This is a genomic window from Pannonibacter carbonis, assembly GCF_003012935.1.
GTDB classification, from domain to species: Bacteria; Pseudomonadota; Alphaproteobacteria; order Rhizobiales; family Stappiaceae; genus Pannonibacter; species Pannonibacter carbonis.
The window spans coordinates 52,231-73,468 of the sequence record NZ_PUDR01000007.1 but is presented as its reverse complement, the minus strand read 5'-3'; the positions used below and the strand labels follow the sequence as shown (position 1 = coordinate 73,468).

The window sequence follows — 21,238 nt, the reverse complement described above, 5'->3', positions numbered from 1 at the left end:
CGTTCCTTGGGCTTTTCAAGTCAGGATCCCCAGGCGTTTCACGATGCTGATGTTCTGGCAGGGTGGGGAGGCTTCTGATTAAGTATTTGAAATAAATATATATAATGTGGCTACCGACAAGATCGAAGGCGGCTTTTTCCGGCGGCGTGTAACTTCATAGATGGTTATCGGCGCTGGTCGGCGTCCAGGCTTCTGTCCGAAATCGCGCCTGTTTTCAAAACAGGGCTTTTCATTTGGTATGGCTTTGGTATCTTCCTTTCAAAGGGAGGAACAATGACGCGCTTTCTCGGGATTGATGGCGGTGGCACAGGGTGCCGGGCTCAGGTTGCGGATATCAGCGGCCGGATCTACGGAACTGCGTCCGCCGGGCCGTCCAATATCGTTTCCGATCCGGAGGGTGCGCTTCACAGTATCCTGTCCGCCGCGCGCGAGGCAGCGGGCGGAGAGGCGGCCCTTGGCGACCTTCACGCCGTGCTGGGGCTGGCTGGTGGCAATGTGCGCGAGGCGGTTGATCGTCTTGTGGCGCGCCTGCCTTTCGCTTCCGTGCATGTGGTCAATGACGGCGTTACGGCCGTAAAGGGCGCGCTCGGGGATGATGACGGCGTCATGGCGGCCATCGGCACCGGCTCGATCTTTGCGGTTCAGCGCAAGGGAGAGATCCGGGAGGTCGGCGGCTGGGGCTTCGTGCTCGGTGATGAGGCCTCCGGTGCCTGGATGGGGCGTCGTTTGCTGGCCATGGCCCTGCGGGCTGTCGATGGCTTTTTGCCAATGACCCCGTTGCTGTCAGACGTGCTTGCCGAGTTCGGTGGCCCGACCCAGCTTGTCGGCGAGGCCCCGGCGATGCGTCCGGCAGAGTTTGCACGCCTTGCTCCGCGTATCCTTGCGGCCGGGGATGCCGGCGATGCGGCTGCCGTTTCGGTGATCCACGACAGCGTTGCCGAGGTCACGGCGACCATCGAACTGCTGCAGGCCGGTGACACTCTGCCTGTTGTGTTTCTGGGCGGACTTGGACCTATGCACGCCAGTCGTCTTGCCGGTCGCTGGCCGCAGCGTGTGGCGCTGGGAGGCTCGGTCGAAGGGGCGGTTTTCATGGCTCGCCGCCGGTTCGAGGACGGTCTTTCAGGTGCCGTACCAGGAGGGCTGCGGCATGGATGAGCTGTTTTCTCCTGATGGGTTTGACGACGCCGGTCCTTTGTATCTGGCGCTGCACAGACGAATAGCCGATGCGATTTCCTCCGGTCAGTTGAAGCCGGGGGACAGCCTGCCGCCGGAGCGTGACATGGCCAGCAAGACCGGGCTGAGCCGAGTGACCGTGCGAAAGGCTGTACAGGCGCTGGTGACACAGGGGCACCTGGTGCAGAAGCGCGGGTCGGGGACCTTTGTCGCACCAAAGGTCGAGCGGCTCGAGCAGGCGCTCTCACTGCTCACATCCTTCTCGGAAGACATGGCCCGGCGCGGCAAGTCGGTCGATTCGGTCTATCTGTCGCGCGGCATTCATGCGCCGACACCGGAGGAAGTGATGGCCCTTGGGCTGAGTGCCCAGGAGCGGGTCTCCCGGCTCGAGCGCGTGCGCCAGGCCGATGACATCCCGCTGGCCATCGAACGGGCGGCGCTGTCGACATCGATCCTGCCCGATCCGTTCCGCGTCGACAAATCACTCTATGCCGTATTGGCCGAACTCGGGCGGCGGCCTGTGCGCGCGGTTCAACGCCTGTCGGCGACCAATCTGTCTCCCGCCGACGCAGATCTCCTTCATTTGCCGGCCGGCGCGGCCGGACTTCGGATCGAGCGTGTTTCCTACCTGCCATCCGGGCGGGTGGTGGAATTCACCCGCTCGCTTTATCGCGGCGATGCCTATGACTTCGCCGTTGAACTTCAGATCGCCCCGGATCCGTCCCGGGCGCCGACCGACAAGGACTGATCATGACCACCAAGACGCATATGGCCACCGAAGTTGCCGAAATTCCCGAGGCGGCCGCGCGGTTCCTTGCGGATGCACGCGCTCCCCTGGCTGCTGCGGCGAGCGCGATGCGCAGCCTTGATCCGCACACGATCGTCAGCGTTGCCCGCGGCTCGTCCGACCATGCCTCGACCTATTTCAAATACGCGGTCGAACTGGCCGCTGGTGTTCCGGTTGCTTCTGTGGGCCCGTCCATCGCGTCCATCTATGGCCGGACGCTGAAACTGAAGGGTGCAGCATGCGTCGGGGTTTCGCAGTCTGGCAAGAGCCCGGATATCGTGGAGATGATGCGGCTGGCCGGTGAGGGTGGCGCGCTGACCATCGCGCTGACCAACAACTCGGCCTCGCCGATGGCCGGCGTCAGTGCTCATACGTTGCCGCTGAGCGCAGGTCCCGAGCAGAGCGTTGCCGCCACCAAAACCTTCGTCAACTCTGTCGTGGCCGGTCTCGCCCTTCTCGCCGAATGGCTTGAGGACGAGGCGCTGCGGGCTGCCGTTGCCGGGCTCCCGGATGCCTTTGCCAAGGCGCTGGAGCAGGACTGGACGGCATTGTCGGACCGGCTCGTCCGGGCGCAGTCGCTCTATGTCCTTGGGCGCGGTCCGGGTTTTGCCATGTCCAATGAAATGGCCTTGAAATTCAAGGAAACCAGTGGCTTGCACGCAGAATCTTACAGTGCGGCTGAAGTTCTGCATGGCCCTGCGGCGATTGTCGGCGGCCGGTTCCCCGTGCTGGCACTGGGCGTTGACGATGCCGCATTGCCGCATGTGCGGGCGACGGCCGAGCGGCTGGTCGGGCAGGGGGCGGATGTCTTCGTCACGGGTCTCGAGGTTGCCGGCGCGACGACGCTGCCGACCGTTTCCGGCCTGCATCCGATTGTCGCCCCGCTGGTCCTGGGCGTCAGCTTCTACAAGTTCATTGAAGAACTGTCGCGCCGTCGTGGCTTCAACCCCGATGTGCCGCCGCACCTGAAAAAGGTCACGGAGACGGTCTGATGCGTCAGGTCTTTACCGGGGCCCGGTTGTTTGATGGCCGGCAGCTTCGCGAGGGCAAGGTCCTGCTGGTCGAGGACGGGGTGGTGCATGCCATCGCCGATCTCGGCTCTGCAATGGCCGGCGCCTTCGGCGGCGAGAAGATCGCGTTGTCCGGGGGCATCCTGTCTCCGGGCTTTCTCGATCTTCAGGTGAATGGCGGCGATGGCATTATGCTGGATGGCACGGCGGATATCGAAAAGATCCGCCGCATCTGTGCGGCCCATGCCCGCCTTGGTGCAACTGGCATCCTACCGACCTTGATCACAGATACGCCGCAGGCCACCCAAGCCGTCATTGCAGCCGGTGTGGCGGCGGCGCGGAACAAGGTGCCGGGCTTTCTCGGCCTGCACCTGGAGGGGCCGCATCTCGATCCTCGCCGTAAGGGCGCGCATGACCCGGCGTTGATCCGAGCGATGCAAGATGCAGACCTGGACCAACTGTGCCGGGCTGCGGCTGACTTGCCCGTGCTTCTGGTCACGCTGGCGCCGCAGGCGGTCACGCTTGAACAGATCAGCAGTCTTGTGCGCGCCGGGGTGATCGTCAGCCTTGGTCACACCGACAGCACGGCCAGCGAAGCCAAGGCTGCATTTGCCGCCGGGGCCCGGTGTGTCACGCATCTGTTCAACGCGATGAGCCAGCTTGGCAACCGCGAGCCGGGCATGGTCGGTGCTGCGCTTGACTGCGACGTTCATGCCGGGCTGATTGCCGATGGCGTGCATGTTGCCCCCGAGGGGCTGCGGATTGCCCTGGCCGCCAAGCAGGGCGCGGGGCTTTATCTTGTCTCCGATGCCATGGCTGCCGCTGGAACCGATGTGACCGAGTTCATGCTGGGAGACCGGCGGATCCTGCGGCGCGATGGCCGATTGACGCTCGAGGATGGCACGCTGGCCGGCGCTGATATCTGCCTGCCGCGTTCAGTCCGCTATCTGGTCGAGACTGTGGGCGCTCCGCTTGAACTGGCACTTGCCATGGCAACTAGCCGACCGGCCGCCTGTATTTCAGCGTCGGGACGGCTCGGGACGTTTGCTGCCGGTCGAAATGCGGACATTGTCCATCTGACCGATGACCTTGAATTGTCGGCAGTCTGGGTCGCAGGCGTTCAAGTTTCGAACTGAGGATCTGTTACCCTCCAGGTCGCCGCGCCTGGCTTCACGTTTTGACTTGATGGAGTGCCTGGGAAGCAGCATTGCCTCCCAGGCCTTTTTGTCTCAGCAGGCGGGGAATTCCTGGCGGATCTTTTTCACCTGCTCCTGCGTCAACATATCAAGGATGTTGTCGATTTCCGTGAGTTGAACGAACTTTGCTGCTTCCTCACTCCGGATGTATGTGCGCAGCGGCACCTTGTCCGGCATTGCCTTTGTCAGGCACCCACTGGAAACGCCCACTGACAGTTCGCCGGTGCCCACTCCTGCCAGTTTCAAGGTCCTGATTCGAGACTGCGCATCCCGGGCGCGGGCGAGATCCTCTTCGGCAATCCGCGCGATAAAAATCGCTTCTCCGGCATGCGGTTCAATGCTGTCGGTGCCTGTCGAGGCCGAGATTACCAGTTTGAATTCCTCAGAAACCACCGGAGCTGAAGTCTTGTCAGTCCGGTAGCTGATCGACAGTTTCGCATCGCCGGTACGCAGCCGAAATGCTTCGTCAACGCCGATTGCTGCCGTCAGTCTTGCCGGGTCGGTCTCGATGGGATCGAGACCTGCAACAGCGCGCATTCCGGCTGGGGTCAGCGATGAGCAGGCCGTGAGGCTGACCGTCAAAAGGGATGTTGCAAGGAGCTTGCGCATTCCGGATTCCTCGATTATCTAATTTCAAGAAATTATTGTTACGCATTAAAAATAGAAAGCTGCAAATGAAAAAATTAGCTCGAAGGCAGGCGACTTTCGGAGCGAACCGGGCGCTGGTTGGTCTCACGGCAGCAACCGGCTTTCTTGTGGGCCTGACGTTCTCGCTTTTGCTGTGGTCTGTCGCAGCACCCGGGTCCCTGGCAACTGTGATCGCCGCGCAGGTTCCCTATCCGGCATCTGATCTGGATGACTGGCAGGTGCAGGCGATTGCGGGAATCGTTCTGGGGCTGTTCGGCTTGTGGCTTCAAGGGCTTGCTGCCCTGCGCGAGCTTGTCTCGTTGCAGCGAGAGAACTCGCCGCCGCCGGCTTCTCTTGTTCGCTCGGCCCGCCGCCGTGCGATCTGGTTTGCGCTCGCGGCACTGGTTTGGTCCCTGGCCGGGCAGATCCCTGTTTCAGCGATTGCCACCAGCACGGACCCGCTTGGGCGGAGCGAGTTGTTCCTGCAGTTCGGGATGCCGACCTTTCTTTCTCTCGGGCTGTTCGGCCTGTGTCTTTTTGCCTTTCGTGACCTGAAACCAGATGGACTGCCGGACACCAGCCGGCTTTTGCCCCGGTTTTCGCGCCAGGACTGACTAAGGAACAATGTTATGACTCTTGGAATGATCAATCTGTCGGCCAGCCACTTGCGCGTTGCCATCTGTCTGGCTGCGGTCTGTGTGGTGCCAGCTTGCGCCCCGACTGTCCGACAGGCACCTGCGCCGATCCTCGCGGCAAACGGCATGTCACAGGGCACGCTGCATCTGACCCTGCAGCAAGGCAATGACATCTTCGATGACGTCAACCAGATCACCGCGACAGCAGTCACCAGTGACGGCGAAATGTTTACCGGCCGGGTTGTCCAGAACATCGAACGGACGAATTCCAGCAGTTCCGATACGATCTGGGACAGTTCGAAGAAGACCAAACATGGCTGGTCGACCCAGTTTCGCGATGGCACCGACACGTCGATCAGCTACCGCTCTGATGCCCAAGCTGTGCTGACCGGCAATCGGGGGCGTGCGATGACCTGTGACTTCCGTCTCGCCAACCCGGAGGCAGGCATTGGCGGCGGCGGTGTCGGTCAATGCCGGATCTCGGACGGCCGGCAGGTGCCGGTGCAGTTCTGAATGCGGGAGATGCCGGTCGCTCAGCCGGCCGGCGTTGACCTGATTGTCCAATGATTGCCAAGCCAGCGGTCGAACTCCTTCGGTTCAAACGCCTCGAAGCCGCCGCCCGGATACAAAGTCAGTTCGCCAATGTAGAGATGGTCACCAGTGTCATAGAAGTCGACCCGGACAAAATCCAGATCGCCAGCAACGGTTTCGGCTAGTTCTACCATCGTGGAAAGCGCAGTTGGAGCCGGAATATCTCCCTTATAGGGGGGGAAATAGTGTGGGTCATGAAATGGAAGACGCGACCAGTCTACCGAAAAATTGGCGCAGTATCCATGGTTGTCTTCGCGGACATCGACACTGACCAGGACCACTTTTCCATGAAAGACGAAGCAACGGTAGTCCCAGGGAACACCGCCGTCCCGCATCAACAGCGGTTCGATCATTGCTTGACGTGGAATATCAGAATAGGCCCATTCCCGATTGTAGCGAGCATGGTCAATCGCCAACCAATCAGTTACTGGATCGCACCGCATCAGATGCTCGATATCGGAATTGCCATGCAGGAAGTGTCCAAGTCCGCTGGTATGGTTGGGCTTAATAACCGCTGGAAGAGGGATGTCGTTCCAATTGATGTCCTCGAGCCGTGTCCCCGCCCATAGTGTCGGAATTGCGAAATCGGCCCCCACGCGTTGTTTGATGTAATTCTTGACTTCAATCTTGTCGGCCAGCTTTACATACAACGGATTTCGATCATGTATTTTGCGATATTGTATTTTCTCAGTAAAATTCTTCGGGTTCTTGATGTTTGGCCATTTTCTTTTTATTGATAAATACTTAATCTTGATGTAGAGGCTATCCGGAAGCGGTGCAATCAGTCTCCATGCAAGCCTCTGTAACTTTAGTATAAGCAGATTTTGCTGTTCCCCGGCTCTCAGGAAACTGTCCTTTTTCTTCTGCGCCATGCCCGCACTCCGCTTGCTTTGGCGAGTGCTTAACATCAGATTTTTAATTCGGTGTTACGGCCTGCAGGGTATAAGACACGCATGTCGCATCTCTTCGGTCGGTCTGTGCTCAATCTGCTGGCGTCTTTCGTCTCAATGGCGTCAGGTTTTGTTGTTGCCGTAATTATTGCGCGTGTGCTTGGGCCGGAGGGGTTGGGGGCGACCGCCTTCGCAATTTGGCTTACGACTGCATTGGCTGCGATCGTCGACAGGGGATGGCCCCAAACCGCCTTGCGCTTTGGGGCGATGTCTGATCCAGCGGAAAGACGTGCGACAATCGTCGGCATCCGACGACAATGGGCTCTCGGTTTGCTCTTTAGTGTCGTTGTTTTCGCTGGTGCCGCTGTTGTGTCAATGTTGTTTGCGACGCCAAATGCGCTGAGCGAGCCGCTTATCCTTCTCGCCATTTGTGTAGTGTACTCGACCGCAGGTTTCGCGGCCAGTTCTCGTCGGGCTTATGGCGATTTCCTGTCGCCAGCACGAAGCTCCATCATCGGTTCTCTACTTTATGTTCCGGGCTCTATTCTAGGTGCTTCGCTTGCGGGGGCTTCGGGTGCTGTCGCGGCTTTGCTGCTGCGGTCTATTCCCATGCTGCCTCTGCTTCGTATCCCCCCTCATTCCGATGGGGAAGAGCAAGAAAGGCAATTGAACCCTTCTCGTGAAGCAAAATCATATGCACTTCAAATTTGGATCAGCGACTTGCTTGATATACTCGTTTTGTCACGTGTCGAGTATTTGTTTCTAAGCTTAATTGCTACAAGCGCTGATCTCGGCTTATTTGCCGTGGCAATAGCTTTTGCTGGTCTTGTAGAACAGCTTTCGCTTCAAATTAGTGCGCCGCTCGTTGTTTCGTTTGCATCCCGGGTATCCGGTCAATTGCCGAATGAACACTACAACGACCACGCTCATGCGCAGCAGCTTATTTATGAACGTGCGGTTCTCGGGCTGTCGGTTGTATGCCTTCCGATCTGTTTCGGAGGGGCAGCAATCATGTCGCTGCTCTTGCCGCTGGTATACAGCGCAGCCTATGTCGATCTCGTGCCGATGGCCTCTATTTTGCTAGTCAGTTCTGCGTTAAGTGCGCTGTCGGTGCTGCCTTGGTCTGCTCTGTCTGCGTCTGGCCATGCCAATGTGATTACACGTAGCGTGCTCGTTCTTGCTGTCACAACGATTGTTGTCTTGCCTGTTGCCATTTTTATCTGGGGGCTATGGGGGGCAGTTATCGCCAAAAGTCTGCTTCAGATTGCAGGTTTCTTTTTGTTTCAGATACAGCTCGAGCGTTTGGGGGGAGCAAGGCTTCCAATCGCGCATTTGGCTCGCGTTCTGATATCCGCGACAGTGAGTGCCCTGTCGGCAATGGCCATTCTGCATGTCTTCCAGGCCAGCGTAGTCCTGGTGCTTGCTGTGGCTATCTGCGTGGCTGCGACCGTTTACGTGATCTTCTTGCGTATGACCTGTGCAATACCGAGGTCGCATTTCTCAGCTTTGGCATCTGCTCCAGATGTAAATGCACCTGCCTTGACCGGGCCACGCCGGGTCATGGCAAGGTTGGTATCACTGATTCTAAGCTAAGCTGTGAAAAGGATGCTCATTGATTCCAACCGTGGCGAGTGTCGCCAGAGCGTTCTGGCGCCAGCTCGGGATGCTGTACGAACCCAGACTTGACCTTCTGAACTCCAGGCACCTGTCTACAAGAGATCGTGCGTCAATCAGATTATTCGCATTATATTTTACTTCATTCCCGCGATCAACAGGTATGGAATCCGGCAATATTACTGGAAGTTGACAATGAGCATATTGCAAAAGCTTTAGGCTCGACTCTGCCAAGTATTGATCAGTCTCTGAAGTCGCATAGGCGGCGATTCCGAAATCGGCATGCCGTATGTAGGCTGCAAGTTGTTCAAAACCCACTTCACCATGGATGATCAGGTTGGCTGGTTTTATCAAGTCCCAGCTTGCCCCGAAAACATGAAAGCACACTTCTGGTGCCGCAGTTGCGAGCTTTGCGATGACTTGCCGATCGAGAAGCATATCTCCAGCCGAAACCGCATTCACTGTGCCGGTCGGATAGGGGCTTTTGTCGGTAGACCGGAATGGCTCGGGGTCAATGGCTTGCGGCACCACAGTGATGCGACCGGAAGCGGGGAGTAGATCCGCCAGACGTTGCGCGTGTACACAGACGCTGTCACTTTCGGCGATAATGCGTCTTTCTAGATCCTGAAGATATGTCGATGCCCGAATGGTCGGCATATGGTCCCGGCACAGGTAAATAAATTTTGCCGATCCCGATAGCGATTTGCAGAGATCGAAAAAGGCAATCGGGGTTCCTGTTTCAATTACAATCAGATCCGATCTTCTGATTGCCTCTCGTGCAAATTCGGGGAAATAAGATCCATAGATAGGGAAAAGTATTGAGCTCAATTTGTCAAAATAAAAATTTGTGCTGCTGAAGGCGTGAAGTGGTGCAATATAGACCCCCGCATTCAGATTTTCCTTAATTTGCTCAAACTGATTTCTTTGCGAAGATGATATTGCTGCGTAGCGCGGGCAGTTCTTCAGCTTTCGCAGCCATGAGTAACCAACAGAAATAAATTTTACGTCATGTCCGAGCGCGGCAAACTCGGTGGCGATGAAGTGAACACTGGTCTTGCGGATCTGTGGTGCGAAAATATGCGCGGAAATGAAACTTACTGTTTTCGCATTCCTCGCCATCATCCCCCCGCTCCGGCCAAAAAGGAGTAACAGTAGTGAATAGAATCGATTGATGCCATAGATCGTATTATGAGTTTAAGTGCAACTTACTAAATCTCCGTTGTCATGCGATGACCTGGAGCGTAAGTCAGCCGGACAGCGGTGATTGCAAAAGAGCCTGCCCAGGTTGTGCGGTTCATGACGAAGAGGGCCGCCCCTTGCGGGCAGCCGAAGAGGTCAGACATGACCCCATCGGCTTCGGTTGCGAAAAACTCGATGCCACCGCTCGAGAAGGACGCATTCTGGACCAGCCACTCGTTGGGGCTCATCTTTGAAAAGTCGGCGCTTTCCAGCCCCGGAACCGACAGGTTGATCCAGCGGTCCTCGTGGCAGAACGGGGCCCCATCGGCCTGGTGAAGCGCCGTGACATGCAGCAGCTCGCGCTCCGGCGGCAGGTCAAGCAGGCTCTGGACGGGCAGGGGGATCGGTTCGACCTCCTGGCTAAGGCGCTTGTAGCTGTAGGCCAGTCCCCGGCCTTCGATGTCCTGGCGGATGATCGGGATCTGGAAGGTTGCCCGCCGCACCGGGTTGAGTGGAACACGTGTGCCGGCCTTGCGGCGGCGTTCAAGAAGACCGAGTTCCGCCAGTTCCCGCAGGGCCCGGTTCACAGTCGCCCGGGCACAGCCGAATTCGGCCGCAAGCTGGGCTTCGTGAGGGATCTGCGCGCCGGGTTTCCACTCCCTGTCTCGGATGCGGCGCAGGGCCTCGGCCTGGATGGTCTGCCAGGTCACAGGGCCTGAGAGGGGCTTTGCCATGCGGTCGCGTCTCTTTTTTTGTTTTGTTTCAGCAGGTTGGCGGGTGCCGCCGTTTCACGCATCCTTGAGCCGCGACACCGTACGGATATAGTTGGCCGTGATGGTCTCGTGACGAATGTGCCGCCCCTCACGCACGACATGACGGCCCGCAGACCAGACATCGCGCACGAGGCGGTCATCGCCTGCAAATGCCCAAGCGTCAAGTGCAGTGTCGCCCTGACGGCCAGCCAGATGCACGGATTGGCTATCAAGTGCAACAAGATCAGCAAGTTGACCGGGCGTGATTGCACCTGACGGACGGCCGGCGGCCTGTGCGCCGCCCTTGACGACAGCTTCGAACAGCACCCGGCCTGTGGACTTGTCGGCAGTTGCCAGGACCGCGCGGGAGCGATCGCGCAGGCGCTGGGAATACTCGAGGGTGCGCAGTTCCTCCGACAGTGAAATGCGGATGTTGCTGTCCGAGCCGACGCCGATCACGCCGCCCGCGCCGAGATAGCGCACGCCGTCGAAGATGCCGTCGCCCAGGCTTGATTCGGTGATCGGGCAAAGGCCAGCGACCGCGCCGGTCGCGGCGAGGGAAAGTGTTTCGTTTTCAAGCATTTGCGTGCAGTGGATCAGGCACCAGCGCCGGTCGACATCTGCATTGCCGAGGAGCCAGTCGACGGGCCGGGCGCCGCGATGGGCGAGCACTTCCTCCACTTCCGCTACCTGTTCGGCGAGGTGCATGTGCAGGGGAGCATCCGGGCGAAGGCTGGCGGCGCGGGCGAGATCTTCCGCGGCAACGGCGCGCAGGCTGTGCGGGGCAACGCCGATCCGGGCATCCGCCGGAAGGGGGGCAAGGGCCTTTTCGGCAGCATCGACGAGATCGGCGAAGCGGCTGATATCATTACCGAAACGGACCTGTCCTGCGCCAAGCGGGCGCTTGTCGCAGCCGCCATACTGGTAGAACACCGGCAGCAGCGTCAGACCAATCCCGGTCTGCGACGCGGCAGCGGCGATGCGGTCCGACATCTCGCCGAGATTGGCGTAAGGCAGGCCGCCCGGCTGGTGGTGCAGGTAGTGGAACTCGACGTTGGTGGCGTAGCCGGATTCGAGCATTTCCATCTGCACGAAGGCGGCAATCGCCTCGACATCCTCGGGGGTCAGCTGGTCGAGGAAGCGGAACATCAGTTGACGCCAGGTCCAGAAGCTGTCGCGCGGGTCGGGGCCGCGCCGCTCGGTCAGACCGGCCATGGCGCGCTGGAAGGCGTGGGAATGGAGATTGGCCGGGGAGGGGAGGAGAAGGCCGGTACGGGTTGCCCCTGCGGGCACGGAAGTCCCTGGCCGGACAGCCGAAATCCGGCCATCGGCGCTGAGCTCCACGGTGACATCCGCTGCCCAGCCCTGAGGCAGCAATGCCTCTTTTGCCCACAGGACCGCTGCCGTTGCTGCCGGTGCTGCGGGGGAATTCGCCAGGTCGCCTGCGTTTGCGCTGCTCATTCTTTCGCCGCCTTCCTCGATTGACACGATTAATATGTGCAGACAAAATACGCCCATCTGGGGAGGAAACCAAGATGGAACTTGATCAGCCGATCATCCTGACCAACGCGACGCTTGCCACTCTGGCGGGGCAGACGGGCTATGGCCTGATCGAAAACGGCGCTGTGGTCGTGGACGGACAAACCATCGCCTTCGTCGGACAAAGCGACGCCATTCCGGGAGAATTTGCGACCCTGCCGCGCCTCGATCTGGACGGCCGTCTGGTGACCCCCGGTCTCATCGATTGCCACACCCACATCGTCCACGGCGGACACCGGGCGCGCGAGTTCGAGATGCGTCTTGACGGCGCGACCTACGAAGAAGTGGCAAGGGCGGGGGGCGGCATCGTCTCCTCGGTCCGCTCGACCCGCGAGGCCAGCGAGTCCGACCTCGTTGCCTCCGCGCTGCCGCGTCTTGATGCGTTGATCAGCGAGGGGATGACTGCAATCGAGATCAAGTCCGGCTACGGACTGGAGATCGAGACCGAGCTGAAGATGCTGCGGGCCGCCCGGCGGCTGGGCCGGGAGCGCAAGGTGCGCGTCCGGACCACCTACCTCGGCGCCCACGCGGTGCCGACCGAGTACAAGGGCCGGACGGAGGCCTATCTGACCGAGGTCTGTCTGCCGGGGCTGGAGGCTGCGGCGGCCGAGGGCCTCGTCGATGCGGTTGACGGGTTCTGCGAGGGCATTGCCTTCTCGGTCGAGGACATGACCCGGGTGTTTGATGCGGCGAAGCGTCTTGGTTTGCCGGTGAAGCTTCATGCCGAACAGCTGTCGCGCATCGGCGGCACCCAGCTTGCCGCCCGTTATGGCGCGCTGTCGGCCGACCATGTGGAATATGCAACCGACGAAGATGCGGCCGCTCTGGCGAAGGCTGGAACTGTGGCCGTGCTGCTGCCCGGCGCATTCTATGCCATCCGCGAGACGCAGGTTCCCCCGGTTGCCGCCTTCCGCGCGCATGGGGTGCTGATGGCGCTCGCAACCGACTGCAATCCCGGCACCTCACCGCTGACCTCGCTGCTCCTGACCATGAACATGGGCTGCACCTTCTTCCGGCTGACCGTCGAGGAGGCATTGCGCGGCGTCACCGTCAATGCTGCCCGGGCCCTTGGCCTTGAGGACTGCGGCCGCATCGTCCCCGGACTCAGGTCCGATCTTGCCATCTGGAATGCAACGACGCCGGCGGAGCTTGTCTACCGCTTCGGCTTCAATCCCCTTCACGCCCGAGTTTTCGGAGGTTCGCAATGACCGTTGTTCTCCAGCCCGGCCGCGCCACACTGGCCGACCTTGAACAGATCTGGCGCGATGGGCGCGCGGTCCGCCTTGATCCCTCGGCGCGTCCGGCGGTCGACCTGGCGGCGGCCCATGTGGCGGCGGCGGCCAATGGCGATGCCGGCCTCTACGGCGTCAACACCGGTTTCGGCAAGCTGGCCTCGGTGAAGATTGCGCCGAAGGACACGGCGACGCTGCAGCGCAACCTGATCCTGTCGCATTGCTGCGGCGTGGGCGAGCCGCTGGACCGTGCGGCGACGCGGCTGATGATGGTGCTGAAGCTCCTGAGCCTCGGGCGCGGCGCGTCGGGCGTGCGCTGGGAGGTGATCGCGCTCATTGAGGCGATGCTCGAAGCTGGCGTGACGCCGGTCGTTCCCTCGCAGGGCTCCGTGGGGGCTTCCGGCGATCTGGCGCCGCTGGCCCACATGACGGCGGTGATGATCGGGGCCGGTGAGGCGATCTATGGCGGCGAGCGGCTGGCGGGCGGCGACGCGCTGAAGATGGCGGGTCTGACCCCGGTCGTGCTTGGCCCCAAGGAAGGTCTGGCACTCATCAACGGCACGCAGTTTTCCACCGCGCTGGCGCTGATCGGCCTGTTCGAGGCCTGGACCAATGCGGCGGCCTCGCTGGTGATCTCGACGCTGTCGACCGATGCCATCATGGGATCGACCGCACCGCTGCAGCCGGAAATCCATACGCTGCGCGGCCATCGCGGCCAGATCGAGGTTGCCGACCTGATGCGGGCCATCATGGAGGGCTCGGAAATCCGCGAGAGCCACCGCGAGGGCGACACGCGCGTGCAGGATCCCTATTGCATCCGCTGCCAGCCGCAGGTGCTGGGGGCGGCTGTCGACCTGTTGCGCTTTGCCGGCTCGACGCTGGAAATCGAGGCCAATGCGGTCACGGACAACCCGCTGGTGCTGGGCGAGGGCCGGATCGTGTCCGGCGGCAATTTCCACGCCGAGCCGGTGGCCTTTGCCGCCGACCAGATCGCGCTGGCGGTGGCGGAAATCGGTGCGATTGCGCAGCGGCGCGTGGCGCTAATGGTCGATCCGACGCTGAGCCATGACCTGCCGCCGTTCCTGACCCCCGATCCAGGCCTCAACTCCGGCTACATGATCGCGGAAGTCACGACGGCTGCCTTGATGAGCGAAAACAAGCACCTGGCAACGCCGTGCTCGACGGATTCGACGCCGACCTCGGCCAACCAGGAAGACCATGTGTCGATGGCCGCCCATGGCGCGCGCCGGCTGCTGCGGATGAATGCCAACCTGTCGGTGATCCTCGGTGTTGAGGCGCTCTGTGCGGCGCAGGGCATCGAGTTCCGCGCTCCGCTCAAGACCTCTGGTCCGCTTCAGGCGGTGATTGGACGTCTGCGCGGTGTTGCTTCCGCGCTGAAGGAAGACCGGTATCTGGCCCCCGACATCGAGGCGGCATCTGCGCTGGTGCGCTCGGGCGCGTTTGCGGCTGCGGCGGAGATCGGGTCGTTCAAGGTCTGAGGTGGAGTTTTTCGGGTGTCATCCCGGTTTGCCGTGTGGCGGCAAGACCGGGATCCAGTAACCCGGGGACTGATTACGACGAAGACAGGGGGTACTGGATCCCCGCCTTCGCGGGGATGACAGTTGAAGGCGGGGCCTCTCCGCGCCCCTCCCCCTCGTGGGGAGGGGGTAGGGGTGGGGGGCTCGGAGGTTGAATTTGGGCTGGGCTGCTCAGTGCGCGCAGGGGGCTGGTTGGTCGGACAGGTTGGGCTGGCCACCTTGCGAGCGCAGTCTTGCTGGTGGCGCTGTGGGCCCCCCCCCCCCCCCCCCCCGGGGGAGGGGGGCGGAGAGGCGGTGCGTCCTGGGATGGGTGATGCTGGGTGACAAAGGATTCAAGTCAGATGACGCGTGACGATCAGATTGGGCCGGTGACGGTGACGCGGGGCGACAGTCCGGTGGTGCTGGGGCTGCCGCATTCGGGCACGCATGTTCCCGCCGGCATCCGGGCGAAGCTGAATGGGCGCGGGCTGGTGCTCAGCGACACCGACTGGCATGTGGACCGGCTCTATGACGGGCTGCTGCCGGGGGCGACGACCGTGGCCGCGACCTTCCACCGCTATGTCATCGACGCCAACCGGCCGCCGGACGGGGCAAGCCTCTATCCGGGCCAGAACACCACCGGGCTGGTGCCGCTGACCGATTTCGATGGCCAAAACATCTGGCTGGATGCCCCGGATGCGGCCGAGATCGAACGGCGGCGGCTCGCCTTCCATGCGCCTTATCATGCGGCGCTCGAAGCCGAACTTCGGCGGGTGCATGCGATCCACGGGTTTGCCGTGCTCTACGATTGCCACTCAATCCGCTCCAACATCCCTTTCCTGTTTGACGGCACGCTGCCGGATTTCAACATCGGCACGGTGGAGGGCACGTCCTGCGCGCCCGGTCTGGGCGAGGCGGTGGCCGGCATCTGCCGGGCGGCGGCGGGCTACAGCACGGTGGTCAATGGCCGCTTCAAGGGCGGCTGGACGACCCGCCACTATGGCCGGCCGGCGGAAGGCTATCACGCCATCCAGATGGAGCTGGCGCAGGCGACGCATCTGGAAACCGAGCTACCGCCCTATGCCTACAGCCTGACCAAGGCCGCGCGGCTGCGGCCGGTCCTTTCATCCATTCTCGAGACCGTGGCCTCCGGATCCTGGCGCTTATAAGCGTGGGACTGGGCGTCAATTCACTGCACATGAAACGTTGCTTCGGAGAGGAAACATGACCAATCCCCGCCATAACCAGCGCGACATCTTCCCGCCCACCGGCACGACGCTGAACGCCAAGAGCTGGCTGACGGAAGCCCCGCTGCGCATGCTGATGAACAACCTGCACCCGGATGTGGCCGAGAACCCGCATGCGCTGGTGGTCTATGGCGGCATCGGCCGCGCGGCGCGCACCTGGGACGACTTCGACCGCATCGTTGCGGCGCTGAAGTCGCTGGAAGACAACGAGACGCTGCTGGTCCAGTCGGGCAAGCCGGTCGGCGTGTTCCGCACCCATGCCGATGCTCCGCGCGTGCTGATCGCCAACTCCAACCTGGTGCCGCATTGGGCGACCTGGGACCATTTCAACGAACTCGACAAGAAGGGCCTGGCCATGTACGGCCAGATGACCGCCGGGTCGTGGATCTACATCGGCACGCAAGGCATCGTGCAGGGCACCTATGAGACCTTTGCCGAGGCCGGCCGCCAGCATTACGGCGGTGACCTCAAGGGCAAGTGGATCCTGACCGGTGGCCTTGGTGGCATGGGCGGCGCGCAGCCGCTGGCGGCCGTGATGGCCGGCGCCTGCTGCCTTGCCGTCGAATGCGACGAGACCCGCGCCGACTTCCGCATCCGCACCCGTTATGTCGATGAAAAGGCGCATACGCTGGACGAGGCGCTGGCGCTGATCGACCGCTGGACCAAGGCGGGCGAGGCGAAATCCGTGGCGCTGATCGGCAACGCGGCCGACGTGTTCCCCGAACTGGTCAAGCGCATGAAGGCCGGTGGCCCGCGCCCGGACATCGTTACCGACCAGACCTCGGCGCATGACCCGATCCACGGCTATCTGCCCTCCGGCTGGACCGTCGGCGAATGGCGCGCCAAGCAGGAGAGCGATCCGAAGGCGGTGGAGAAGGCGGCCCGCGCCTCGATGCGCGTGCATGTTCAGGCGATGGTCGACTTCTGGAACGCCGGCGTGCCGACGCTCGACTATGGCAACAACATCCGCCAGGTGGCCAAGGACGAGGGCCTGGAGAACGCCTTCGCCTTCCCCGGCTTTGTGCCGGCCTATATCCGGCCGCTGTTCTGCCGTGGCATTGGGCCGTTCCGCTGGTGCGCGCTGTCGGGCGACCCGGAAGACATCTACAAGACCGACCAGAAGGTGAAGGAGCTGATCCCGGACGACGCGCATCTGCACAACTGGCTGGACATGGCGCGCGAGCGCATTGCCTTCCAGGGTTTGCCGGCGCGCATCTGCTGGGTGGGCCTGGGCCTGCGCCACAAGCTGGGTCTGGCGTTCAACGAGATGGTGCGAAAGGGCGAGCTGACGGCGCCGATCGTCATCGGCCGCGACCACCTTGATTCCGGCTCCGTCGCCTCGCCGAACCGCGAGACGGAAGCGATGAAGGACGGCTCGGATGCCGTGTCCGACTGGCCGCTGCTGAACGCGCTGCTCAACACCGCGTCCGGGGCGACCTGGGTGTCGCTGCACCACGGCGGCGGCGTGGGCATGGGCTTCTCCCAGCACTCCGGCATGGTGATCTGCTGCGACGGCACGGAAGCGGCCGACCGGCGCATCGCCAATGTGCTGTGGAATGATCCGGCCACCGGCGTGATGCGTCACGCCGATGCCGGCTACGAGATCGCGCTCGATTGCGCGCGCGAACATGGCTTGAACCTGCCGGCAATCCTGAAAGACTGAACAAGAAGGGACAGGACAAGCAATGACAACCAACCAGAATGGAGGTCTGACCATGAAAAGACGTGATTTCCTCAAGACCGCAGGCATCGGTGCGGCGGCAGCAGCGGGTACGGCGGCGCTTGCCGCCCCGGCCATCGCGCAGGACGTGATCAAGTGGCGCATGGTCAGCGCCTGGCCGAAGAACCTGCCGGGTCCGGGTGTTGCCGCCCAGGCGCTTGCCGACCGCATCACCGCCCTGTCGGGTGGCCGGCTGCAAGTCGAGCTGTTCGCCGCCGGTGAAATCGTCCCGGGACCGGGCGTGTTTGATGCTGTTGCCGAAGGCACGGCCGAGATCTATCACGCGGTGCCGGCCTACTGGGGCTCCAAGTCGAAGGGCATCCTGCTGTTCGGTTCGCAGCCGTTGGGCCTCACCGCCATCGAGCAGATCGGCTGGATGCAGCAGGGCGGCGGCCAGGCGCTCTATGACGAGATGTACGGCCGCTTCGGCCTGAAGCCGTTCCTGTGCGGCAACTCGGGTCCGCAGTGGTTCGGCTGGTTCCGCAACGAGATCAAGACGGTCGACGACCTGAAGGGCCTTAAGTACCGCACCACCGGCCTCAACTCGGAAGTCTGCGCCAAGCTCGGCATGGCCGTGGAAGCCATGTCCGGACCGGCGATGTTCCAGGCGCTGCAGTCGGGCGCGCTGGATGCGGGCGAGTTCATCGGTCCGTGGTCGGACAGTGCGCTGGGTCTGCAGCAGGTCGCAAAGAACTATTACGCCCCGGGTGTTGGCGAGCCGTCCTCTGCCGAGGAATGCGCCATCAACATGAAGGCCTGGGAGGCGCTGCCGGATGACCTGAAGCAGGTCGTTACCTTTGCCTCGCAGAGCCTCTACAATCCGGTGCTGACCGAGTACAACACCAAGCACGCCCTGGCGCTGCGCGAGCTGAAGGACAAGCATGGCGTCACCGTGCACAAGCTGCCGGACGAGATTGTGGTTGCGATGGGCAATGCCATGGGTGAGGTGGTCAGTGAACTGCGCGACAACAGCGACGAGTTGGTGAAGCGCATCACCGAGAGCTTCCTTGCCTACCGGTCGCTGATGACCGAGTACATGCCCTATGCGGACGCCGGCCAGATGAACGCCCGTGGCCTGAGCTACAACTACGGCTAAGATTGAACGGCCCCGGCGCGGCGTGTTTCGCGCTGGGGTCTTGCTTGGGGCGAATGCCGGCTTCTCCTCTCTCCCCCCTTGAGGGGGAGATGTCTGCGTCAGCAGACAGAGGGGGGTAACGGCGCTGCGGCTGGTGACCACTGCTGGTGTGCTATGAGGGGCTGCTTACCCCCCTCTGCCCCCTCAAGGGGGCATCTCCCCCTCAAGGGGGGAGAGGGGCGCTGCGGCGAGGGGAAAGTGCACACCTTCTCCTCCCACCCGGTGTAAGGCTGCCAAGCGCCGGGGGGACTGGATCCCCGCATGCGCGGGGATGACGGGGACCTAGACGTCCGGACAAAAAGAAGACCGCAACAGGGGACGGGGGAATGGAACAACTTGCGAATGCGCTGGACCGGGTAAACCGGGCGGTGGCGGCGGTGACGATCTGGTTTGCGCTGGCGATGGTGCTGTTGCAGTTCGTGATCGTGCTGCTGCGCTATGTCTTCGGTTATTCCTCGATCTTCCTCAACGAAGGCGTCCTCTACCTGCATGCCAGCGTGTTCATGCTGGGGGCTGGCTACACGCTGCTGGTCAATGGCCATGTCCGGGTGGACATCTATTACGCCAAGGCGTCCCAGCGGGCGAAAGCGATGATCGATCTGTTCGGTCATGTGGTGCTGCTCGGTGGCTCGCTGGCGATGTTGCTGTTTTACTCCTGGCCCTCCGTTGCCCGCTCCTGGGCCATTCTCGAAGGGCCGATCTCGGTTGGTGGCATACCCGCCTCGTTCCTGCTCAAGAGCCTGGTCCCGGCGTTCTGTGTCTTGCTGCTGCTGCAGGGCCTTTCGGCGTTTCTGCGTGATTGTCTGCGTCTTTCGGGCCGCGTTTCAGAAGGCGCCATGTGATGCCGCTTGATCTGCTGATGTTTGCCGCGCTGATCGGGTTCATCCTGCTCGGCTATCCGGTGGCCTTCACCATCTCCGGTGTCGCGACGCTGTTCGCGCTGATCGGCTATTTCACTGGCGATTTCTCGCTCGGCCTCATGGGCGCGCTGGGGCAGCGGTTCTTTGCCGTTCTGACCAATCCGGTGCTGACCGCCATCCCGCTGTTCGTGCTGATGGGCGTGATCCTGGAGAAAAGCCGGATCGCGGAAGACCTTCTGGAGACCATGGGCCGGCTGTTCGGCACCATGCGCGGGGGGCTCGGCGTGTCGGTCGTGCTGGTCGGCGCGCTGCTCGCCGCCTCGACCGGCATTGTCGGCGCGACGGTGGTGGCGATGGGCATGATCGCGCTGCCGGCGATGCTGCGCAATGGCTATAACCCGCGGCTCTCCTCGGGCCTCATCTGTGCCTCCGGTACGCTCGGCCAGATTATCCCACCGTCAACGCTGCTGATCATCCTGGCGGACGTGATGTCCTCGGCCTTCCAGCAGGCGCAATACAAGCAGGGCAAGTTCTCGATCGAGACGATTTCCGTCGGGCAGATGTTTGCCGCAGCCCTTTTGCCGGGGCTGATGCTGGTCGGGCTCTACATCCTTTATGTCCTCGTGCGGGCCTGGCTGGTGCCAAATGATGCGCCGGCGATGAAGTCGCTGGACCGGCGGCCGTCTGCCGGAGAGGTGGCTGGCGCCATCCTTCCGGCCGTGGTGCTGATCGTTGCTGTCCTCGGCGCGGTGCTGTTTGGTGTGGCCTCGCCGAATGAGGCGGCTGCGGTCGGATCGGTCGGGGCGATCCTGCTGGCCGGTTACAAGCAGGGGGCCCCCAAGCGCCTGGTGCTGGCCGGGACGTTGTCGCTGTTCGTGCTGGTCCTGATTGCAGGCCTTTATCCGGTGCGGTTGCAGCGGTCCGACGCCGGCGCGCTGGAATATACGCTGGCGACCCTTTATGCCGGGCTGGCGCTGACGGGCCTTGCGGCCGTTCTCGTTTCGCTGCGCCAGTCGTTCAAGGTAAAGACGCTGATCCCGGCGCTGACCCAGACGATGGTTGTCACGTCGATGATCTTTGCCACGATCCTGATGGCCTCTTTCTTCTCGCTGGTTTTCGTCGGTCTCGGCGGCGAGCACCGGGTGGCGGAAATCCTGGCGGCCATGCCGGGCGGGGCGACGGGGGCGTTGATCTTTGCCATGGCCTTCATCTTCGTGCTCGGCTTCTTCCTCGACTTCGTCGAGATCGCCGTGATCCTGTTGCCGCTCTTGATCCCGCCGCTGATCCTGATGGGGCATGATCCGCTGTGGCTGGCCGTGCTGATTGCCATCAACCTGCAGAGCTCGTTCCTGACCCCGCCCTTCGGTTTCTCGCTGTTCTACCTGCGCGGGGCAGCGCCAAAAGAAGTGACCACGGGCATGATTTATCAGGGCGTGGTGCCTTTCATCCTCCTGCAGATCCTCGCCATGGCGCTGATCTGGGCGATGCCGGCAATTGGCACGGCGCTGCCGAAGATCATGTTCTGAGGCCCGAC

At 62.0% G+C, this 21,238-nt stretch carries 19 protein-coding genes; 14 read left to right on the top strand and 5 right to left on the bottom strand.

Annotation, left to right across the window (positions count from 1 at the left end):
* Nucleotides 1-273: 273 nt before the first annotated feature.
* The 4 genes from C8348_RS11195 to nagA are packed head-to-tail and all read left to right on the top strand — an operon-like array spanning nucleotide 274 to nucleotide 4,106.
* On the top strand, nucleotides 274-1,155 hold the full coding sequence (locus C8348_RS11195; protein WP_106753425.1) for a glucosamine kinase nucleotide-binding domain-containing protein: 882 nt from the start codon (nucleotides 274-276) through the stop codon (nucleotides 1,153-1,155).
* Nucleotides 1,148-1,921, top strand: a complete 774-nt coding sequence (locus C8348_RS11190) for a GntR family transcriptional regulator (RefSeq protein WP_106753424.1) — start codon at nucleotides 1,148-1,150, stop codon at nucleotides 1,919-1,921. Before C8348_RS11195 ends, C8348_RS11190 begins: the two co-directional genes overlap by 8 nt.
* Entirely contained in the window at nucleotides 1,921-2,952 is a 1,032-nt protein-coding gene (locus C8348_RS11185) for an SIS domain-containing protein (protein WP_244293995.1), read from the top strand. The genes C8348_RS11190 and C8348_RS11185 overlap by 1 nt, the downstream gene beginning before the upstream one ends.
* Nucleotides 2,952-4,106, top strand: coding sequence for an N-acetylglucosamine-6-phosphate deacetylase (gene nagA / locus C8348_RS11180; protein WP_106753422.1), 1,155 nt, complete (start codon nucleotides 2,952-2,954; stop codon nucleotides 4,104-4,106). The genes C8348_RS11185 and nagA overlap by 1 nt, the downstream gene beginning before the upstream one ends.
* A gap of 93 nt (nucleotides 4,107-4,199) precedes the next feature.
* On the opposite strand, the gene C8348_RS11175 is transcribed toward nagA, so the two are convergent.
* A complete protein-coding gene (locus C8348_RS11175) occupies nucleotides 4,200-4,775 on the bottom strand; it encodes a putative periplasmic lipoprotein (RefSeq protein WP_106753421.1) in 576 nt (191 codons plus the stop codon).
* On the opposite strand from C8348_RS11175, the gene C8348_RS11170 reads away from it, so the two are divergent.
* Nucleotides 4,754-5,407, top strand: coding sequence for a hypothetical protein (locus C8348_RS11170; RefSeq protein ID WP_157950424.1), 654 nt, complete (start codon nucleotides 4,754-4,756; stop codon nucleotides 5,405-5,407). The two genes, C8348_RS11175 and C8348_RS11170, sit on opposite strands and share 22 nt — an antisense overlap.
* Before the next feature lie 15 nt (nucleotides 5,408-5,422).
* On the top strand, nucleotides 5,423-5,941 hold the full coding sequence (locus C8348_RS11165; RefSeq protein WP_106753419.1) for a hypothetical protein: 519 nt from the start codon (nucleotides 5,423-5,425) through the stop codon (nucleotides 5,939-5,941).
* 20 nt (nucleotides 5,942-5,961) lie between these two features.
* Here C8348_RS11165 and C8348_RS11160 read toward each other — a convergent pair whose 3' ends face one another.
* Nucleotides 5,962-6,891: an ATP-grasp fold amidoligase family protein gene (locus C8348_RS11160; RefSeq protein ID WP_106753418.1), complete on the bottom strand. Its 930-nt coding sequence runs from the start codon at nucleotides 6,889-6,891 to the stop codon at nucleotides 5,962-5,964.
* 81 nt (nucleotides 6,892-6,972) lie between these two features.
* Here C8348_RS11160 and C8348_RS11155 point away from each other — a divergent pair, with 81 nt between their 5' ends.
* Complete coding sequence (locus C8348_RS11155) at nucleotides 6,973-8,502, top strand: oligosaccharide flippase family protein (protein ID WP_106753417.1); 1,530 nt, start codon at nucleotides 6,973-6,975, stop codon at nucleotides 8,500-8,502.
* Here C8348_RS11155 and C8348_RS21950 read toward each other — a convergent pair.
* The 3 genes from C8348_RS21950 to C8348_RS11145 form a co-directional block, all read right to left on the bottom strand.
* Entirely contained in the window at nucleotides 8,494-9,645 is a 1,152-nt protein-coding gene (locus tag C8348_RS21950; protein WP_157950423.1) for a GumK N-terminal domain-containing glycosyltransferase, read from the bottom strand. The two genes, C8348_RS11155 and C8348_RS21950, sit on opposite strands and share 9 nt — an antisense overlap.
* 86 nt (nucleotides 9,646-9,731) lie before the next feature.
* A complete protein-coding gene (locus tag C8348_RS11150) occupies nucleotides 9,732-10,436 on the bottom strand; it encodes a GntR family transcriptional regulator (RefSeq protein WP_106753416.1) in 705 nt (234 codons plus the stop codon).
* A gap of 54 nt (nucleotides 10,437-10,490) precedes the next feature.
* Nucleotides 10,491-11,915 (bottom strand): formimidoylglutamate deiminase, encoded by a 1,425-nt coding sequence (locus C8348_RS11145; protein ID WP_106753415.1) that lies wholly within the window; start codon nucleotides 11,913-11,915, stop codon nucleotides 10,491-10,493.
* A gap of 74 nt (nucleotides 11,916-11,989) precedes the next feature.
* On the opposite strand from C8348_RS11145, the gene hutI reads away from it, so the two are divergent.
* The 7 genes from hutI (at nucleotide 11,990) to C8348_RS11110 (ending at nucleotide 21,230) form a co-directional block, all read left to right on the top strand.
* A complete protein-coding gene (hutI, locus tag C8348_RS11140) occupies nucleotides 11,990-13,201 on the top strand; it encodes an imidazolonepropionase (protein ID WP_106753414.1) in 1,212 nt (403 codons plus the stop codon).
* A complete protein-coding gene (hutH, locus tag C8348_RS11135) occupies nucleotides 13,198-14,724 on the top strand; it encodes a histidine ammonia-lyase (RefSeq protein WP_106753413.1) in 1,527 nt (508 codons plus the stop codon). The genes hutI and hutH overlap by 4 nt, the downstream gene beginning before the upstream one ends.
* 380 nt (nucleotides 14,725-15,104) lie before the next feature.
* Nucleotides 15,105-15,911 (top strand): N-formylglutamate deformylase, encoded by an 807-nt coding sequence (gene hutG / locus C8348_RS11130; protein WP_106753412.1) that lies wholly within the window; start codon nucleotides 15,105-15,107, stop codon nucleotides 15,909-15,911.
* Nucleotides 15,912-15,966: 55 nt separating this feature from the next.
* On the top strand, nucleotides 15,967-17,652 hold the full coding sequence (gene hutU / locus C8348_RS11125; RefSeq protein WP_106753411.1) for a urocanate hydratase: 1,686 nt from the start codon (nucleotides 15,967-15,969) through the stop codon (nucleotides 17,650-17,652).
* A 52-nt stretch (nucleotides 17,653-17,704) separates the two neighbouring features.
* A complete protein-coding gene (locus tag C8348_RS11120; RefSeq protein ID WP_106753611.1) occupies nucleotides 17,705-18,805 on the top strand; it encodes a TRAP transporter substrate-binding protein in 1,101 nt (366 codons plus the stop codon).
* 365 nt (nucleotides 18,806-19,170) lie between these two features.
* Nucleotides 19,171-19,686 carry a TRAP transporter small permease subunit gene (locus C8348_RS11115; RefSeq protein ID WP_106753410.1) on the top strand — a complete coding sequence of 172 codons (516 nt, stop codon included), beginning with the start codon at nucleotides 19,171-19,173 and terminating at the stop codon, nucleotides 19,684-19,686.
* Entirely contained in the window at nucleotides 19,686-21,230 is a 1,545-nt protein-coding gene (locus C8348_RS11110; protein WP_208983708.1) for a TRAP transporter large permease, read from the top strand. Before C8348_RS11115 ends, C8348_RS11110 begins: the two co-directional genes overlap by 1 nt.
* Nucleotides 21,231-21,238: the final 8 nt, after the last annotated feature.

Bases quoted from the DNA above. Each gene is read 5' to 3' on its own strand.
- hutI (WP_106753414.1), top strand. From the start codon at position 11,990: ATGGAACTTGATCAGCCGATCATCCTGACCAACGCGACGCTTGCCACT.
- C8348_RS11195 (WP_106753425.1), top strand. From the start codon at position 274: ATGACGCGCTTTCTCGGGATTGATGGCGGTGGCACAGGGTGCCGGGCT.
- C8348_RS11145 (WP_106753415.1), bottom strand. From the start codon at position 11,915: ATGAGCAGCGCAAACGCAGGCGACCTGGCGAATTCCCCCGCAGCACCG.
- C8348_RS11120 (WP_106753611.1), top strand. From the start codon at position 17,705: ATGAAAAGACGTGATTTCCTCAAGACCGCAGGCATCGGTGCGGCGGCA.
- C8348_RS11115 (WP_106753410.1), top strand. From the start codon at position 19,171: ATGGAACAACTTGCGAATGCGCTGGACCGGGTAAACCGGGCGGTGGCG.
- C8348_RS11170 (WP_157950424.1), top strand. From the start codon at position 4,754: ATGTTGCAAGGAGCTTGCGCATTCCGGATTCCTCGATTATCTAATTTC.
- hutH (WP_106753413.1), top strand. From the start codon at position 13,198: ATGACCGTTGTTCTCCAGCCCGGCCGCGCCACACTGGCCGACCTTGAA.
- hutG (WP_106753412.1), top strand. From the start codon at position 15,105: ATGACGCGTGACGATCAGATTGGGCCGGTGACGGTGACGCGGGGCGAC.
- C8348_RS11190 (WP_106753424.1), top strand. From the start codon at position 1,148: ATGGATGAGCTGTTTTCTCCTGATGGGTTTGACGACGCCGGTCCTTTG.
- C8348_RS11150 (WP_106753416.1), bottom strand. From the start codon at position 10,436: ATGGCAAAGCCCCTCTCAGGCCCTGTGACCTGGCAGACCATCCAGGCC.
- C8348_RS11160 (WP_106753418.1), bottom strand. From the start codon at position 6,891: ATGGCGCAGAAGAAAAAGGACAGTTTCCTGAGAGCCGGGGAACAGCAA.
- nagA (WP_106753422.1), top strand. From the start codon at position 2,952: ATGCGTCAGGTCTTTACCGGGGCCCGGTTGTTTGATGGCCGGCAGCTT.
- C8348_RS11165 (WP_106753419.1), top strand. From the start codon at position 5,423: ATGACTCTTGGAATGATCAATCTGTCGGCCAGCCACTTGCGCGTTGCC.
- C8348_RS21950 (WP_157950423.1), bottom strand. From the start codon at position 9,645: ATGATGGCGAGGAATGCGAAAACAGTAAGTTTCATTTCCGCGCATATT.
- C8348_RS11175 (WP_106753421.1), bottom strand. From the start codon at position 4,775: ATGCGCAAGCTCCTTGCAACATCCCTTTTGACGGTCAGCCTCACGGCC.
- C8348_RS11155 (WP_106753417.1), top strand. From the start codon at position 6,973: ATGTCGCATCTCTTCGGTCGGTCTGTGCTCAATCTGCTGGCGTCTTTC.
- hutU (WP_106753411.1), top strand. From the start codon at position 15,967: ATGACCAATCCCCGCCATAACCAGCGCGACATCTTCCCGCCCACCGGC.
- C8348_RS11110 (WP_208983708.1), top strand. From the start codon at position 19,686: ATGCCGCTTGATCTGCTGATGTTTGCCGCGCTGATCGGGTTCATCCTG.